The organism is Acidovorax sp. GW821-FHT10A04, from assembly GCF_059415825.1.
Window position 1 is genome coordinate 99,745 of the sequence record NZ_JBWKNZ010000011.1, and the last position, 17,511, is coordinate 117,255.

The following is a 17,511-nucleotide window of genomic DNA, read 5'->3' on the forward strand; positions in this document are numbered from 1 at the left end:
TGTAGGGATGAATCAGGACACAATCGGCCCTGATTCGGGTGCATGATGGCGCCATGGCCTCCCCCACCACCCGCGTGCTCAGCGTGCTGGAACTGCTCCAGGCGCGCGGCGCCATGAGCGGCACCGAGCTGGCCCAGCGGCTGGAGGTGGACGGACGCACCCTGCGCCGCTATATCCGCAAGCTCGAGGACCTGGGCATTCCGGTGGTGGCCGAGCGCGGGCGCTACGGCGCCTACCGGCTGATGCCGGGCTTCAAGCTGCCGCCCATGGTGTTCACGGACGACGAGGCCCTGGCCCTGTCGGTGGGCCTGCTGGCCGCACGCCGCCTGGGCCTGGCCGAGGCCGCGCCAGCCGTGGAAAGCGCGCGCGCCAAGCTCGAGCGCGTGATGCCCGAGCCGCTGCGGCGCCGCATTCGCGCCCTGGGCGACACGGTGCAGCTGGACCTGGCGCACCCCGACACGCCCGCAGACAACCAGGCCCTGTTCACGCTGAGTGCGGCGGCCCATGCGCGCCAGCGCGTGCAGCTGGCCTACCGCACGCCCCAGGGCGAGGTGACCGAACGCGGCTTCGATACCTATGGCCTGGCCTGGCGCGGTGGGCGCTGGTATGCCGTGGGGCACTGCCACCTGCGCGGCGGGCTGCGCTCGTTCCGGCTCGACCGGGTGCAGGGGGTGCAGCCGCTGCCCGCCTCGTTCGGCGTGCCCGAGGATTTCGATGCCGTGCGCCACCTGGCGCTGGGCGTGGCCTCGCTGCCGCGCGCGTTCAGCGTGCAGGTGCTGCTGCACACCGACCTGGCCACGGCACGTGAAGAGCTGTTCGATGCCATCGGCCTGTTTGCCCCGCACGATGGCGGTGTGCTGCTGCACAGCCAGGTGGACGACCTCGCCTGGTATGCGCGGCAACTGGCACGCCTGTCCTTCGATTTCGAAGTGCTGCACCCGCCAGCCCTGCGCGACGCACTGCGTGCATGCGCCCAGGCCTTGCTGCGCAAGGCGGGCGCTGGCGGCCCCGCACCGGGGTTGTAGGACAAGGGCGGCAGTTGGGCGCGCGCCCGCCCCGCAAGCGCGGTTGCGGGCTAGCATGACCCGAACCGCATGCAACGGCCCATGGCCGTGCGGCATGTGCACTGATCTTCGCTCTTTTGGATAAAACCTGTCCCCATGCCCGCCACGCCATCGACCGACCTGCCCAGCCCGCCACCGGCGGCCGGCCGCCCTGCCCGCAAGCCCCTGCACCGGCTGATGAAGTGGTTGCTCGTACTGGCCGGCCTGCTGGTGGGCCTGGCCATCCTGGTCGGTGTGGTGCTGGCACTGATGGACTGGAACCGCTACAAGCCCTGGGTCAACGAGAAGGTCAGCGAAGCCACGGGCCGGCGCTTCGAGATCGAGGGCGACCTGTCGGCCGCCTGGCGTTGGCCGCAGCCGCTGGAAGAAGGCTGGCGCCGCTGGGTGCCGGGCGTGACGGTGAAGGCCGAGCGCCTGGTGATGGACAACCCTGCCGGGTTCGAGCCCCCGTTCAGCGGCGATGACCCCAAGAAAGGCAAGGCCAGGGGCAGCGACAAGGCGCAAGGCACCACGGCGGCCCGGGCCCCGGCCAGCGCCGCTTCGGTGGGGTCTGCCTCGGCATCCACGCCGCCGACCACGGCCACCCTGCCCGGCACCGCGACCATGGCCAGCATCGGCAGCGCGAGTGCCTCCATCAGCCTGCTGCCGCTGCTGCGCCGCCACCTGGCCGTGGACACCGTGGCCCTGACCGACCCGGAGATCGCGCTCGCCCGCACCAAGGATGGCAGCAACAACTGGACCTTCAAGCACAAGGACGAGGACGCCCCCAAGAGCCGCTGGACCTTCGACCTGGACCGGCTGGTGGTCAACCAGGGGCTGCTGGCCTATGCCGATGCGATGAAGGATGTGGACCTGCAGGCGCGGGTGAACACCACGGAGCTGATGGATCCCGCACGGGCAGGCAGCGCGAAGACGGCCAAGGCATCCGTCCTGCCCGCTTCAGCAGCGGCCTCCTCGGCCGAAGCTGCGGCCTCGCGCGATGTGGCAGCCGACAAGGGCAGCGCGAGCAGCACGCCCGTGCCCTACGGCCTGCAATTCGAGCTGCAGGGCCGCATTGCCAAGGCACAGGTCCAGGGCAGCGGCCGGGCCGGTCAGGTGATCAGCCTGCGCGACAGGGTGGTCAACTACCCGCTGCAGATCGAGGCCACAGCAGGCAGCGCGGTATTGTCGGCAGAAGGCACCCTGGCCAACCCCGGGGCCCTGTCGGGCATGGACTTCGACGTGAGGCTCAAGGCCGGCAGCATGGCCGACCTGTACGAGGTGACGGGGCTGGTGCTGCCCAGCACACCGCCCTTCGAGACGCGCGGGCACCTGACCGGCAGCCTGGAGCCCGAGCGCGCCGTGTGGAGCTACAGCGATTTCCACGGCAAGGTGGGCCAGAGCGACCTGCACGGCAACCTCAAGTACACCTCGGGCAAGCCGCGGCCCAAGCTCACGGGCAGCATGAATTCGAACCAGTTGCGCCTGGCCGACCTGGGCCCGGCCCTGGGCACCACGGCAAGCGACAACACCCACCGCGGCAAGAGCGATGGCAGGGGCGATGGCAAGGACAAGGGCAAGGTGTTGCCGGACGCGAAATTCGCGGCCGAGCGCTGGAACGCGATGGACATGGACATCCAGTTCAAGGGCAAGAACATCATCCGCCCCGAAAGCCTGCCGCTCGAGAACCTGAGCATGCGCGCCGTGATGGACAACGCACAGCTCAGGCTGGCGCCGCTGACCTTCGGCGTGGCCGAGGGCAAGATCGAGTCCGAAGTGAGCATCGACGGGCGCGCACCGCCACTCAAGGCACAGATCCGCGGCAAGGTCGAAGGGCTCAAGCTCTCGGCCCTGTTCCCCAAGGTCGAGCTGATGAAGAAGAGCTTCGGCCGCATGGACGGCGCAGTGGCGCTGCAAAGCCAGGGCAACAGCGTGGCGGGCCTGCTGGGCAAGGGCACGGGCGAGGCGCGGCTGTATGTGCGCGAGGGCACGCTGAGCAAGCAGATGCTGGACCTGGCCGCGCTGAATGTGGGCAGCATCATCGTCGGCAAGCTGTTCGGCGACGACAAGGAAGTGCACCTGCGCTGCGCAGTGGCCGACTTCACCGTGGTCCAGGGCCTGGCCCAGACGCGCGTGGTGAAGATGAGCACCGACGATGCGGTGATCGAGGCCACGGGCACCATCGACCTGGGCACCGAAGCCCTGGACCTGCGCATCAAGCCCGAGTCGCTGAAGTGGAAGTTCTTCTCGCTGCGCACGCCGCTGTACGTGAAGGGCACTTTCGGCAACCCCAACGTCGGTGTGGAGCCTGGCCCCCTGCTACTGCGCGCGGGCGCCGCGGTGGTCGCCGCCGTGGCAGCGCCTGCAGCGCTGGCTCTGGTGCCCGTGACGGTGCCGGCCGCCGATGACGACACCTACTGCAAGCCGCTGCTGGACCTGGCCAAGGAGCCCGTAAAGCCCGGAGCCCAGGGGGCAGCAGGCACCGCGTCCGAGCCTGCACGGCGTGCCGCGAGCAAGCCGGCCACCGCGCGCTGATGGGCCAGGGACAACGGTTGCAGGAATAATCCCACCCGTTGCCATTCCAAGCGCGCGCCAAGCTGCAGCGCTTTTCCCTCCATGAAGATTCTCAAGTACCTGGTGCTGGCCGCCCTGGTGGTGCTGGCCCTGGGCCTGGCCATGCCGGAGCGCATCCGGATCCCCGTGGCCGGAGCCACCCCGAAGGACTGGAACGCCCAGTCATTCTGGTTCGAACCCTGGGGCACCTCGGGTGTGCACAAGGGCATCGACATCTTCGGCAAGACGGGCACGCCGGTGCTCAGCACCACGGACGGCATCGTGCTCTTCACAGGCGAGATCGCCAAGGGCGGCAAGGTGGTGGTGGTGCTCGGCCCGCGCTGGCGAATCCACTACTTTGCCCACCTGGACCGCATCACCACCTATGCGCTGGCGCCGGTGGCATCGGGCAGCGCCATCGGCACCGTGGGGGCCAGCGGCAATGCCCAGGGCAAGCCGCCGCACCTGCACTATTCCATCGTGCGGCTACTGCCTGCACCATGGCAGATCGACGGGGCGACCCAAGGGGTCAAGAAAGCCTTCTTCATCGACCCAGGGGCGTACCTGAAAGAGCAGTAGCCGCAGCGCCCATACGGATTTGCATTGGATCGTATGGCTAGGCGGGAAGCCGCAGACAGTGCTACAGCACGGCAAGGCGAACCAACGACGCCAGACGGTCAAAGGCACACCCGTATCAATGGAAGTCCCGGCTGCCATCGAGCGCCCCGGCCATGCGGCCCAGCAGCGGCGTCAGGTCCTTGAAGCGCTGGGCCACCAGGTGGCGCACCACGAAGGACTCCCCTGCAGAGTCTTTCGCCCCCTTCTCCTCGTCCTCGCCATGCCGGCTGCACTGCCAGACCCCTTGCACGGCCAGCAGGCGTGAGCGCAGGATGGCGTCGCGCCACTGCTCCACCATGGCGGGCCAAACGATGACGTTGACGGGGCCGGTCTCGTCCTCCAGGGTGACGAACATGGTGCCCTTGGCCGAGCCGGGCCGCTGGCGCACGGTGACGATGCCGCAGGCACGCACCAGCCGGCCATCGGGCACGTTGCGCAGCTGCAGCGCCGTGAGCAGGCGCCAGCGTTCGAGCCGGTGGCGCAGCAGCGCCAGCGGGTGGCGGCGCAAGGTGAGGCCGGTGGCCGCATAGTCGAACAGGATCTCCTCGCCCTCGGGCGCCTCGGGCAATTGCAGCGGGGACTCGTTCACCGGCACATCGCGCAGCAGGGCCGGTGCGGCATGCTGGGCAGACGCATCCCACATCTGCTGGCGCCGGTGGCCCGAAAGGCGGGCCAGCGCGTCGGCCGCCGCCAGCACCTGCATGTCCTGGTGGTTCAGGCGCGCGCGCAGGGCCAGGTCTTCGGTGCTGGCAAAGGGCCCCTGCGCACGGGCCGCCACCAGGCGCTCGGCCGCGCCCTGCTCCAGGCTGCCGACCAGGCGCAAGCCCAGGCGCACCGCGGGCTGGGGCAGCAGTGGTGCCGGCAGACCCTTGTCGGGCCGCAGCCTCTCGGGCGTGCCTTCGAGCGTGCAGTCCACGTCGCTGCGGGTGACGTCGATGGGCAGCACGCGCACGCCATGGCGGCGGGCGTCCTGCACCAGTTGCGAAGCGGTGTAGAAACCCATGGGCAGCGAATTGAGCAGCGCCGTGAGAAAGCAGGCCGGCTCATGGCACTTGAGCCAGCTGCTGCTGTAGGCCAGCAGGGCAAAGCTGAAGGCATGGCTTTCGGGGAAACCGTATTCGCCAAAGCCCAGCATCTGCTTGAAGACACGCTCGGCGAATCCACGGTCGTAATCGTTTTTCACCATGCCCTCGACCAGGCGCTCTTCAAAGCGGTGCACCCCGCCAGTGCGCTTCCACGCGGCCATGGAGCGGCGCAGGGCATCGGCCTCCGATGCGGAAAACTTGGCGGCGATCATCGCAATCTGCATCACCTGCTCCTGGAAGATCGGAATGCCCAAAGTGCGTTCCAGGGCTTCTCCAAGCTCTGCCTTTTCCAGCTTCAGCGGTTCTTTCTTGCGCTGCTTTTCGCGCGCCTGCAGATAGGGATGCACCATGCCGCCCTGGATAGGCCCTGGCCGCACGATGGCAACCTCCACCACCAGGTCATAGAACACCTTCGGCCGCAGGCGCGGCAGCATGCTCATCTGGGCGCGACTTTCGATCTGGAACACGCCCACGGTATCGGCGGCGCAGATCATGTCGTAGGTGGCAGGGTCTTCGGCCGGTATCTGGTGCAATGCCCAGCGTTCGCCGCGCAGGCCAGCGCGCAGGTCCAGGCAGCGGCGCAGCGCGCTGAGCATGCCCAGGGCCAGGACATCCACCTTCATGAGGCCCATGTCGTCGAGGTCGTCCTTGTCCCACTGGATGATGGAGCGGTCGACCATGGCCGCGTTCTCCACCGGCACGATGCGCGTGAGCAGCCCCTGCGTGAGCACAAAACCGCCCACATGCTGGCTCAGGTGCCGCGGGAAGCCCTTGAGCTGCCCCGACAACTTCAACCACGTTTCGGCTGTGTGCAGGCTCAGGTGCTCGCCCATGGCGAGTGCCATCTCTTGCAGGCGGTGCGCAGCAAATGCTTCATCGAACCAGTGGTGGTCCTTGGCAAAGGCGTCGACCAGTTGCGCAGGCACGCCCAGCGCCTTGCCCACATCGCGCAGCACGCTGCGGGTGCGGTAGCTGGTGACCACGGCGGCAATGGCGGCGCGGTTGCGGCCGTACTTGGTGTAGACGTACTGGATGACCTCTTCGCGCCGGTTGTGCTCGAAGTCCACGTCGATGTCGGGCGGCTCCTTGCGCTCCTTGCTGATGAAGCGCTCGAACAGCAGCTTGGTGCGCTCCGGGTCCACCTCGGTGATGCCCAGGCAGTAGCACACGGCCGAGTTGGCGGCCGAACCCCGGCCCTGGCACAGGATGCCCTCGCCACGCGCAAAGCGCACGATGTCGTGCACGGTGAGGAAGTACATCTCGTACTGGCAATCGGCGATCAGTGCGAGCTCGCGCAGTATCTGCGCCACCACCTTGTCCGGCACACCCTGCGGATAGCGGCTTTGCGCCCCCGCCCAGGTCAGCCAGGCCAGGCCCTCCGCCGGCGTCATGCCCTCGGGCACAGCCTCCAGCGGGTACTGGTACTTGATCTCGTCGAGGCTGAAGGTGCAGCGTGCCGCAATCTCCAGCGTGGCCTCAAGCAGTTCGGGTGGGTAGATGCCGGCCAGGCGCACGCGCTGGCGCAGGTGGCGCTCGGCATTGGGCTGCAGCGCAAAGCCACACTCTGCCACGGTGCAGCCCTGGCGCACGGCGGTGATCACGTCCTGCAGGCGCTTTTGCGAGCGCAGGTGCATGTGCACATCGCCCGCAGCCACCAGGGACACGCCCGCCTGGCGTCCCACCTGCTGCAGCGTGGCCAGCCACAGGTCGTCATCGGGCGCGAGCAGCAGTTCCACGCCCAGCCAGAAGCGCTGACCGAAATCCACCTGTGCCTGGCGGACGCAAGCCAGCAAGGCATCGGTCTCCATCGCATGTTGCAGGCTGCGGTCGGGAATGAGCAGCAGCTCGCAGTCCTGCAGCCGCGCCACATCGGACACAGGTCCCAGTTCATAGGTCCCCTTGGGCGCGGTACGGCGTGCCGCACTGATGAACTCGCACAGGTTGCCCCAGCCCTCGACGTTGCGCGGCAATGCCACCAGCCGAAAGCCCGGGTAGGCGAACTCGCTGCCCGGGATGAACTGCAGGCCCAGCTCCTTGGCCGGTCCATGGGCCCGCACCACGCCGGCCACCGAGCACTCGTCGGTCAGCGCCAGCGCGCGGTAGCCCAGCTCGGCCGCGCGTTCCACCAGGTCCCGGGGCTGCGAGGCGCCGCGCTGGAAGCTGAAACTGGAGATGCAGTGCAGTTCGGCATAGTCCGGCAAGGCAGGCGGCGAGGCCACCCCGGTGGGGCTGCGGTCAGGAAGGGTGTGGGTCATGTGCCGGTCCGCTCATGCATACAGGCCCTGCAGGAACCAGTGGTCTGCCGACGTCGCCGGCAGCGCATGCACCGGTCGTTCACGGAACACCCAGACACGCCCTGCCCCCGGGCTCACGGCCACGAAATAGTCGCGCTGCACCATGTCGCTGGCACTGGCGGGGACCTGGCTCTCGCCTTCCTCCCACCAGGCCATGTCGAACCGGTGCGGCCCGGCCAGCATGCGCAGCGGGCCCTGGTAGCACGGCCGGTGGCCCTGCATGGCCAGGCGCTGCGGCGTGCGCAGCAGCCAGGTAGGCCACAGCACGGCTTCGGGTGCATGGTCGCCCTGTGGTGGCTTCGCTGAGGGCACCGGCCCGGCTTCGGCCATGGGCCGCCAGCGCTGCATGCATTCGGGCCGGTGGTCTGCCAGCAGGGTGACGGACTGCACCGCATCCGTGCCCAGGCGGGCCGAGAGGCGCTCGACCAGTTGGTGCCAGGCCTCGCCCTCCTGGTCACCGGTGGCCGACGATCCATCGGGCGGCAGCAGGTGGGCGCTGGCATGCGGCAGCGGTGCGGTCTCCAGCGCGCGCAGCGTGATCTGGTTGGCGGGCGCGGCCAGGGGCGTGCGCGCCAGGTTCTCGGCCAGCAGGCGGCGCAGGTGGGCCAGCTCGTGCGTGGGCTGGGCCGTGCGCACGGGCAGCGCATGCCAGGGGGCGATGAGCACGCCGTCGACCCGGCGCAGGTCGTGCCGCCAGGCCAGCTCCAGCGCCAGAACGCCCTGCTGGCGTGCCTGCAGCCAGGCCTGCAGGGCCGAGAGCAGCCGGCTCGCGGACCACAGCAAGGCGTCGGCCGAGGTGGCCAGCGCGGGCAGCTCGGCCGTCAGCTCGAAGCGCTCGGGCAGCTCCACCCAGGCATGGTTGTGGGCGATGTGGCCATAGGCCCGGTCCAGCGCCAGCAGCACGGCCGCGCCCAGGCGCCGCGCCACACCGTCGCGCGGCAGCGCACGCAAGGCCCCCCAGGTACGGCAACCCATGCGCGCCAGGCTGGGCAGGTGCGGGTGCAGCGCCGTCAGCGTGTGCAGCGGCAGGCCATCGGGCAGGTGCCGGGGCACGGGCTGGCCTGCCAGTTGCAGGCGCAACAGGGCCAATGCCTGCAGCGAGGTGGGGGCCTCGGCAAAAGGGGTTGGGCACTCCTGCTGCGCAGGCCCTGGCGGCGGCTGGCCCGCTTCTGCGGGCGGGTGGCCGGACCAGGGCGGGCTGTGCCGTTGCAGTTGGGCGAGCAATGCTGCGCGCCCGCCCCACAGGCGCTCCGTGGCAGACACTTCGAGCAGCAAGGCCTCGTCCTCCACCCGCGCCACGCGCGGCGTGAACTGCAGCGCCCACCAGTGTTCGTGCGGCGCCTGCGGCAAGGGTGGGTGCGGCCCGGCAGCGGCCGGCGCGCCAGCACCAGGGCGGGAGGATCCGCCGTCAGTGGGGGTGGTGGGCGGCAACGGCCATGCGATCCAGTGCATGCTGCACACCTCCTGCGGGCAAGCGGTCCAGCCACGCCGCCAGCGGCAGCAGCACGGCAGGCCTTGCTGGCTGCTGCTGTGGTGGCGCACGCCGCCCCTCTCCGCGCGTGGCCGACGCGGCCAGCACCCGGGCCAGCGCCGCGTTGCTGGCCGGCAGCACCAGGGGCTGCTCCATGGGGGGCCCACGGCGCTTGAGCACCTGCACCTGCAGCTCGGCGCCGCCCGATGCGGCCACGGCCTCGACCCACAGCCGCAGCGGCGCGGGCGATGCCTGCTGGCGCACCTTGGCCGGGCGAAACACCCACAGCAGCTGCCCCATCTGCGCGGCAGCCAGCTGCAGCCGCCTTAGCGATTCGGGCGCGGCCTGCGGCAGCCAGGCCAGCACCGCCTGCACATCGCGGCAGCGCAGGGCCTGCTCGGCCGCCCACAATGCCTGCGCCGCCGAGGTGGCCTGCACGCGGCACAGCCGCGCCGCGTCCAGCCCACCCGCGCGCAGGGCGGGGGCAAAGGGCTCATGGGGCGGCGCCACCAGCACCACGGCCCCCGGCCGCTCAGCCGTGGCCTGGGCCAGTGCCGGCAGCACCAGTTGCCACACGTGCAGCCCGGCTGCAGGCTGCAGCACCTCGGTCAAGGCCCCCAGGGGCCAGCCCCCACCCGGCAGCTGCGCATCGAGCAGCGCATGCCCCGTGGCCTGCACCCGCGCTGCGGCGGATGTGCCCAGTTGGTCGGCCAGCCACACGCCTGCCAGCCGGGGCGGGGCACCAGCGGGCACGGAACGGAGGGGGACGGCGGACATGAGCGAGGCAACCCGGGATGGACATGCACGGGGTCAGGCAGAGAGGTGCGGCTTGCGCACCCAACCCCGGAGCATCCTGCACGGCAGGGCTGGGGGAGCGATGAGATACTGTATTTTCATACAGTTATCGTACCCCATTCCGCTAACCGCGGCGGCTTTTCAGAGCATTCCCGCGGGTCATTGGAGCCATGCCAGGAAGGGGCGCCGCTTGCAGTGGGCCAAAAGAAAAGGCCTGCGCAGTGCAGGCCCTGAAATGACAAAAGGCCTGCAGAATTGCTTCTGCAGGCCTTGCCAATAATGGTCGGAGCGGCGGGATTCGAACTCGCGACCCTCTGCTCCCAAAGCAGATGCGCTACCAGGCTGCGCTACGCTCCGACAGCTCGTATTCTAACCCGGGAAATTTCGGGTTCTGACCAAATGCGCGCTTTTTTTGATTTTTTTGCAGCGACTGCATCGGACCAGGGTTCCATCGGCAGTGCTGTCATGCATCCAGGGCGATGCAAACTGCGGCGATGGGAGGGAAAACTCAATCAATAACCAACAACCAACGGGGAAGACACTACGGCGAGCCCACAGGCACCAGCACACGACCGCGCATCAGCGGCCGCATGGTGGCCTGCAATCAGCGGCTCGACGGGCCTGGGCCGCGGCCGGCCAGGTGGCGGAAGGTGATGCGGCCCTTGGAGAGGTCGTAAGGCGACATTTCCAGTGAGACCTTGTCGCCCGCCAGGATGCGGATGTGGTGCTTGCGCATCTTGCCGCCGGTGTAAGCAATCAGCTGGTGACCGTTGTCCAGCGTCACGCGAAAGCGCGAGTCGGGCAGCACTTCGGTCACGGAGCCTTGCATTTCAATCAGTTCTTCTTTGGCCATGTTCTCTTGTCTTTTCAAAAATCAAAAAATCTGGTGATCGGCACCTGAACGCTGGGGCATCCACCACGGCCGATGCAGCGTGGTCGGGCTCGACACACGGTGCATTGCGGGCGGTGGGAGTCGCTGCACCCGGGGCGCAGATCAGGCAGAGGGCCGGGGAGACGGCTTCATACGGATTTGCATTTGACCGTGTAGCTAGGCGGGAGCCGCAGACAGTGCTGTAGCACGGCAAGGCGAACCAACGACGCTACACGGTTAAAGGCAAATCCGTATCAATGGACAGGCAGAGCGCTGTGCATAGCCTGTCGATTGTACCGCGATGTACCCGTACTTGCCTATGGCGAGAATGCCGCAGCGGCGCAGCACCTCCGCAGGCAGCCGCCCGCAGGCCTGTCAGGCCCCTGGATCCTGGCCCTGCACAGCCACCGCCAGGGTGCGCACCAGGTCGGTCTGGGTGATGATGCCCACCAGGTGCCCGCCATCGTCGACGATGGGAATGTGGTGGTGCCCGCCCTGCGAGAACAGGGGCACCAGGTCCATGGCGTGCTGGCCCACCCGGGCCACCTGCACCGGGTGCGTCATGATCTCGCCCACTCTGGCGGGCTGGCCGCTGCGGCCCTTGACGAGGGCGCGCAGGCGCTGGCCCAGGCCCTCGTGCAGGTCGAGGTTGGCCAGGCGCATGAAATCGGCCACCGTGACGATGCCAAGCACCTGCCGCCCCGCATCCACCACGGGCAGGGCCTTGATCTTTTCGATGCGCATCAGGGTCCACGCATCCTTGAGCGACACGCCCTGCTCCACCGCCATGGCCGGCCGCGACATGATGTCGGCGCAGCGCACCTCGCCCAGCGTGCGCTGGAAGGCCGCGCGGCCCGCCAGTTGCAGCAGGCCTTCGAGGTCGGCGCGGCTCACGTCCAGCACCTGGTTGTAGTGCGCCAGCGCGGCATCCACATCCGATGCGGCAAAGGCCCCCTTGGCCACGGCGGTGCGTGCAGGCGACTGCTGCGGATGCGGGTAGCTGCGCCCGGTCAGGCTGTTGTAGACCACGCCCGCCAGCAGCAGCACCAGCACGTTGAAGAGAACAGGAAACGCCGCCAGGTGCAGGCCGTCGCTCGCCGTGAGCACCACGTACAGCGCCATGGACCCCCCGGGCGGGTGCAGGCAGCGCAGCGGCACCATGAGCGCGATGGCCAGGCCAACGGCCAGCGCGCCCGCCACGGCCGGGTCGGGCACCAGCGCAGCACACGCCGCCCCCACCATTGCCGACAGGGTGCTGCCGCCCAGCACCGGCCAGGGCTGGGCCAGCGGGCTCGAGGGCATGCCGAACACCAGCACGGCGCTGGCGCCCAGCGCCCCCAGCATCCAGGGCCCGTGGGCATTCCCACCGCCCACCCACCAGCGGCTGAGCACCGCTGTCAGGAAGATGCCCAGCACGGCGCCCACGATGAAGCGCAGGCGCTCCCGACCATCGATGCCCAGCGGGGCCGGCCAGAAATGGCGCAGCCAGCGCACGATGCGCACCCGCGTCGGCAAACGGGCCACGACGGGGCGCGAGGCTTGCAAGGGGGGAGGATCAGGCTCCGGGGCTGGAGAAGAAGGCAGAGGGGGCTGGGGCGGTGCAGACATGGGGACGGAACATTCACACACCGGCACGGCATCCCGCCCCGCAAAGCGGTGGGAGCACATGCCGCGCCGCATGCAGCCCGCCATTTTGCCGGGTGCCGGCATCGCATGCACCAAGCGGGTGCGAACCCGGCGCTGCCAGGGTGGGTAAAAGAAACCCGGCCTGTGCTCGAAACTACCTAGCCCCATGGGGCAAACAGCGTCCCACGGCCCAAAAAACATGCTCTATACTGCATGTGCACCGTGTTTAATGCAGTTTACTTCACGTCACCCATTGGCAGCCACCGGCCTGACAACAGGGGCTCGCGGCACGGGAAGAACACCTGCATGCCAGCACCGGTACGGGTAAGCCATAGGTTTTCACCACCGGGGCTTGGAGTTAAATTACTTTAAGCCTAAACAAAGGAGACACTCCCCATGACCACTCGCCGCCTCGTCATCAGCCGCAGCGCAGCCCTCGTCGGCGCCGCTTCCACGGGCCTGCTGCTGCCCTCCATCGTGCGGGCCCAGAGCGGCAAGGTGCGCGTGGGCTTCATGCTGCCCTACACGGGCACTTTCGCACAGTTGGGCGTGGCCATCGAGAACGGCGTGCGCATGGCCATCGACCAGCAGGGCGGCAAGCTCGGCGGGCGCGAGATCGAGTGGTTCAAGGTGGACGATGAGTCCGAACCCAGCAAGGGCGTGGAAAACGCCAGCAAGCTGGTGCAGCGCGACAAGGTGGACGTGCTGATCGGTACCGTGCATTCGGGCGTGCAGATGGGCATCCAGAAGGTCGCGCGCGACACCGGTGTGCTCAACCTGATCCCCAATGCGGGCGTGCATGCCGCCACCCGCGCGCTGTGCGCGCCCAATGTGTTCCGCACCTCGTTCAGCAACTCCCAGCCCACGCTGGCACTGGGCAAGGCGATGATGGACAAGGGCCACAAGAAGGCTGTCTGGATCACTTGGAAGTACGCGGCCGGCGACGAGGCCTTCGAGGGCTTCAAGCAAAGCTACACCGCTGCCGGCGGCACCATCGTCAAGGAACTGGGCCTGCCCTTCCCGAACGTGGAATTCCAGGCGCTGCTGACCGAGATCGCGGCGCTCAAGCCCGATGCCGTGGCCTGCTTCTTCGCCGGTGGCGGCGCGGCCAAGTTCATCAAGGACTATGCGGCCGCCGGTCTCAAGGACAAGATCCCGCTGTACGGCTCGGGCTTCCTGACCGAAGGCGTGCTCGATGCAGCCGGCCCTGCGGCCGACGGCATCATCACCACCATGCACTACAGCGACTCGCTGGACACACCGCGCAACAAGCAGTTCCGCCTGGAATACGCCAAGACCTTCCGCAGCCAGCCCGACGTGTACGCCGTGCAGGGCTACGACACCGGCCTGCTGCTGGTGCAGGGTGCCAACGCCGTCAAGGGCGACCTGGCCGCCAAGCCCGCGCTGTACAAGGCACTGGAGAGCGCCGTGATCGACAGCCCGCGCGGCAAGTGGACCATGAGCAAGGCCCACAACCCGGTGCAGGACATCTACCTGCGCGTGGTCGAGAACAAGGAAAACAAGGTGGTCGGCGTGGCGGCAAAGGCTCTCTCCGACAGCGGCGCCGGCTGCCGCATGACCTGAGGCGAATTGACCTTCAACCGGCTGGCGTCGTTGGTGGGCCTTGCCGTGCTACAGCACTGTCTGCGGCCCACCGCCTAGCCATCCGGCTGAATGCCAATTCGCAAAGGTTTCAAAGCCCCGGAATTTGACACAATGACCTTGCCTGCCAATGCGGCAGGCCAGTCCTTCGTGCGCCCGGACTTTGCGGCCACCCTCTGGATCACCCCTCCCATGACCCTCAGTACCTACCTGCTTTACCTGGCCGCCGTGGCCCTGCTGGTGCTTTCGCCCGGCCCGACCATGCTGATGTGCATGACCACCTCGCTGCAACACGGCCCGCGCAAGGCCATGGCGGCTGCCGGGGGCAGCGTCACCGCCGTGCTGGGCACCATGCTGCTGTCGGCCCTGGGCCTGGGCGCGCTGCTGGCCGCCTCCGAAACCGCCTTCTGGATCCTCAAGGCCGCGGGCGCGGCCTACCTGATCTGGCTGGGCATCAAGACCTTCCGCAGCCAGGGCACGGTGTTCGACCAGATGCCCGAGGGCGCCACTGCGGCTCCCGCCGTGCCAGCCCACCGGCTGTTCGTGCAGGGCCTGATCGTGGGCGGCAGCAACCCCAAGGCCATCCTGTTCTTCACGGCCTTCTTCCCGCAGTTCCTGAACCCTGCGCTGTCCTTTGCGCCGCAGTTCGCCATCCTGGCCGCGACCTTCGTGGCCTTCGAGTTCACGGTGCTCACGCTGTGCGCCCTGGGCGTGGCCCGGCTGGCCCCGGCCCTGCGCGCGGGCAACCGCATGCGCTGGTTCAACCGCATCTCGGGTGGGCTGTTCACCCTGATGGGTTCGCTGCTGCTGGTCACGCGCCGCGCGGCCTGAGACCCACCATCGCCATTCTTTGCACGCCACCATGGACTTCGCCACCTTCCTGATCCAGTTGCTCAACGGCGTGCAGTACGGCCTCCTGCTGTTCATGCTGGCGGCCGGCCTCACGCTGATCTTCGGGATCATGGGCGTGGTGAACCTGGCGCACGGCAGCTTCTACATGCTGGGCGCCTACCTGGCGTATTCGCTGTCGGGCCACTTCGGCAGCCTCACCCTGGCCATCCTGGGCGGCGCGGTGCTGGCCGTGGCCTTCGGGCTGGCGCTCGAATGGCTGCTGTTTCGCCATTTCTACCACCGCGACCACCTGGACCAGGTGCTGCTCACCTTCGGGCTGATCTACATCTTCGAGGAGCTGCGCTCCATCCTCTGGGGCGACGACGTGCACGGCGTGGCCATCCCGAAGCTGCTGGACTGGTCGATCCCGCTCACCGACACCCTCTCCTACCCCGTGTACCGCCTGTTCATCTCGGGCGTGTGCATCGTGCTGGCCATCGGCCTGTACCTCCTGATCTCCAAGACCCGGCTGGGCATGAAGATCCGCGCCGGCGCCTTCAACCGCGACATGGCCGAGTCGCTGGGGGTGAACATCAAGCTCATCCACGCCATCGTGTTCGCGCTGGGCGTGGGCCTGGCGGCCATGGCCGGCATGGTGGCCGCGCCGGTCTCCAGCGTCTACCCCAACATGGGCTCCTCGGTGCTCATCATGTGCTTCGTGGTGGTGGTCATCGGCGGCATCGGCTCGGTGCGCGGGGCCCTGATCTCGGCGCTGCTGGTGGGCCTGGTGGACACCTTCGGCAAGGTGCTGCTGCCCTCCGTGGCCGGCATGCTGGTCTACATGCTGATGGCGGCCGTGCTGCTCTGGAAACCCGAAGGCCTGTTCAAACAATGATGACGATCCACCCAATGAAGCGCTTCGCGCCATCCCCATGGCAGGGGAACGCAGCATGAGCGCCCCCCGCACCAACCTGGAGGTGCTGCCGCGCAGCGTGCAGTTCGTGCTCGCGCTCGGCCTCGTCGCGCTGCTCGCCTTTCCCTTCGTGGGCAGCGACTTCTATGTGCAGATGGTCACGCGCATGATGATCATGGCCATCTTCGCGATGAGCCTGGACCTGCTGCAGGGCGTGACCGGCCTGGTCTCGCTGGGCCATGCGGCCTACTTCGGCGTGGCCGGCTATGCGCTGGCCTTCCTCACCCCGGCCGATGCGCCGGTCAGCCTGTGGTGGACGCTGCCGGCCGCGGTGGCGGGCTCGGCCCTGGTGGCACTGTTCATCGGCTTCTTCGTGGTGCGCACGCACGGCATCTACTTCATCATGGTGACCATGGCGTTCGCGCAGATGGTGTTCTACCTGTTCTTCGACAACAAGGTGCTGGGCGGATCGGACGGCATCTACATCAACTTCCGCCCCGACGCCTCGGTGTTCGGCTGGCTGCCGTTCGACCTGGAAGGGCGCCGCACCTTCTACTACTTCACGCTGGCGCTGGTGGTGCTGGTCTACGTGGGACTGCGCCGCCTGCTGTGGAGCCCCCTGGGCCGGGCCCTTTCGGGCATCCGCGTCAACGAGCACCGCATGCGCGCCATGGGCTTTTCCACGCAGGGCTACAAGCTCACGGCCTTCACGGTGGCGGGCGCCCTGGCAGGCCTGGCGGGCTACCTGTGGGGTGCACAGACGGGCTATGTGAACCCCGAGCTCATGGGCTTTCACATGAGCGCGCATGCCATCATGATGGTCATCCTGGGCGGCATGGGCAACTTCGCAGGGGCCATCGTCGGCGCCTTCGCGTTCGAGTACCTGCTGCACGTGTTCAAGGACATCACCAAGCACTGGCAACTGCTCATGGGCAGCTTCATCGTGCTGGTGGTGCTGGTGGCGCCGCGCGGCCTGCTGGGCATGCTGGTGCGCCTGCGCGCAGCCAAGGGAGGCACACGCCATGGCTGATACCCCCCACGAAGTCCTGCTGTCGGCCCACAAGATCACCAAGCGCTTCGGTGGCCTGGCCGCCGTCAACGGCGTCTCGGTGGACCTGTGGCGCGGCCGCATCCACGCGGTGATCGGGCCCAACGGCGCGGGCAAGTCCACGCTGACCAACCTGCTCTCGGGCGACCTGCCGCCCTCGGCCGGCCAGATACGGCTGGGCGGCACGGAGGTGACCGGCTGGGCGTCGGAGCGCATCTCGCGCCAGGGCCTGGGCCGCAGCTACCAGAAGACCAATATCTTCCTGCCCTTCAGCGTGCACGAGAACGTGCGCCTGGCCGCCCAGTCGCGCGATCCGCAGCAGCCCTGGAACCCGCTGCGCTGGTGGCGCGACACGCGCCATGCCGGCCCGCACAACCGCGCCAGCAGCGAGCGCGTGGACCGCGCCATCGAACTGGCGGGCCTGCAGGCGCGGCGCGATGCCGTGGCCGGCACCATGAGCCATGGCGAGCAGCGCCAGCTCGAGATCGCCATGACCCTGGCCACCGAACCCCAGGTGCTGCTGCTCGACGAACCCCTGGCCGGCATGGGCGTGGCCGAGGCCGAGCGCATGGTGCAACTGTTGCTGCGCATCAAGCCCGGGCACGCGATGATGCTGGTGGAGCACGACATGGACGCCGTGTTCGCCCTGGCCGACCACCTCACGGTGATGGTCAACGGCGAGGCCATCGCCAGCGGCACGCCGCCCGAGGTGCGCGCCGACGCCAACGTGCAGGCCGCCTATCTTGGTGAAGAACATTGAC

13 protein-coding genes and 1 tRNA gene are annotated in these 17,511 nt (G+C 68.3%); 8 read left to right on the top strand and 6 right to left on the bottom strand.

Going from position 1 to position 17,511, the window contains the following annotated elements; translation table 11 throughout:
- The first annotated feature begins 53 nt into the window (after positions 1-53).
- From AC07PF_RS22150 to AC07PF_RS22160, 3 genes are all read left to right on the top strand, one after another.
- Complete coding sequence (locus AC07PF_RS22150) at positions 54-1,025, top strand: helix-turn-helix transcriptional regulator (protein ID WP_494613299.1); 972 nt, start codon at positions 54-56, stop codon at positions 1,023-1,025.
- A 135-nt stretch (positions 1,026-1,160) separates the two neighbouring features.
- Positions 1,161-3,578: an AsmA family protein gene (locus AC07PF_RS22155; protein ID WP_494613300.1), complete on the top strand. Its 2,418-nt coding sequence runs from the start codon at positions 1,161-1,163 to the stop codon at positions 3,576-3,578.
- 81 nt (positions 3,579-3,659) lie between these two features.
- Positions 3,660-4,175: a M23 family metallopeptidase gene (locus AC07PF_RS22160; RefSeq protein WP_494613301.1), complete on the top strand. Its 516-nt coding sequence runs from the start codon at positions 3,660-3,662 to the stop codon at positions 4,173-4,175.
- Positions 4,176-4,290: 115 nt separating this feature from the next.
- Here the strand turns inward: AC07PF_RS22160 and AC07PF_RS22165 are convergent, their stop codons facing one another.
- From AC07PF_RS22165 to AC07PF_RS22190, 6 genes are all read right to left on the bottom strand, one after another.
- Positions 4,291-7,554: an error-prone DNA polymerase gene (locus AC07PF_RS22165; RefSeq protein ID WP_494613302.1), complete on the bottom strand. Its 3,264-nt coding sequence runs from the start codon at positions 7,552-7,554 to the stop codon at positions 4,291-4,293.
- A gap of 12 nt (positions 7,555-7,566) precedes the next feature.
- A complete protein-coding gene (locus tag AC07PF_RS22170) occupies positions 7,567-9,045 on the bottom strand; it encodes a Y-family DNA polymerase (protein WP_494613303.1) in 1,479 nt (492 codons plus the stop codon).
- Positions 9,002-9,841 (bottom strand): translesion DNA synthesis-associated protein ImuA, encoded by an 840-nt coding sequence (gene imuA, locus AC07PF_RS22175; protein WP_494613304.1) that lies wholly within the window; start codon positions 9,839-9,841, stop codon positions 9,002-9,004. The genes AC07PF_RS22170 and imuA overlap by 44 nt, the downstream gene beginning before the upstream one ends.
- Positions 9,842-10,139: 298 nt before the next feature.
- Positions 10,140-10,216, bottom strand: a tRNA-Pro gene (locus AC07PF_RS22180).
- Positions 10,217-10,463: 247 nt separating this feature from the next.
- Positions 10,464-10,712, bottom strand: a complete 249-nt coding sequence (gene infA, locus AC07PF_RS22185) for a translation initiation factor IF-1 (RefSeq protein ID WP_007856902.1) — start codon at positions 10,710-10,712, stop codon at positions 10,464-10,466.
- Positions 10,713-11,105: 393 nt separating this feature from the next.
- Positions 11,106-12,338: an HPP family protein gene (locus AC07PF_RS22190; RefSeq protein WP_494613305.1), complete on the bottom strand. Its 1,233-nt coding sequence runs from the start codon at positions 12,336-12,338 to the stop codon at positions 11,106-11,108.
- A 414-nt stretch (positions 12,339-12,752) separates the two neighbouring features.
- Here AC07PF_RS22190 and AC07PF_RS22195 point away from each other — a divergent pair, with 414 nt between their 5' ends.
- The 5 genes from AC07PF_RS22195 (at position 12,753) to AC07PF_RS22215 (ending at position 17,510) form a co-directional block, all read left to right on the top strand.
- Positions 12,753-13,940: an ABC transporter substrate-binding protein gene (locus AC07PF_RS22195; protein WP_494608545.1), complete on the top strand. Its 1,188-nt coding sequence runs from the start codon at positions 12,753-12,755 to the stop codon at positions 13,938-13,940.
- A 132-nt stretch (positions 13,941-14,072) separates the two neighbouring features.
- The gene (locus AC07PF_RS22200) at positions 14,073-14,789 is read left to right on the top strand and encodes a LysE family translocator (RefSeq protein ID WP_007856905.1); all 717 of its coding nucleotides are present in this window, start codon (positions 14,073-14,075) and stop codon (positions 14,787-14,789) included.
- Positions 14,790-14,820: 31 nt separating this feature from the next.
- Complete coding sequence (locus AC07PF_RS22205; protein WP_007856906.1) at positions 14,821-15,684, top strand: branched-chain amino acid ABC transporter permease; 864 nt, start codon at positions 14,821-14,823, stop codon at positions 15,682-15,684.
- Between the two features lie 55 nt (positions 15,685-15,739).
- Complete coding sequence (locus AC07PF_RS22210; protein ID WP_494613306.1) at positions 15,740-16,732, top strand: branched-chain amino acid ABC transporter permease; 993 nt, start codon at positions 15,740-15,742, stop codon at positions 16,730-16,732.
- A complete protein-coding gene (locus AC07PF_RS22215) occupies positions 16,725-17,510 on the top strand; it encodes an ABC transporter ATP-binding protein (RefSeq protein ID WP_494613307.1) in 786 nt (261 codons plus the stop codon). The genes AC07PF_RS22210 and AC07PF_RS22215 overlap by 8 nt, the downstream gene beginning before the upstream one ends.
- Position 17,511 lies beyond the last annotated feature (1 nt).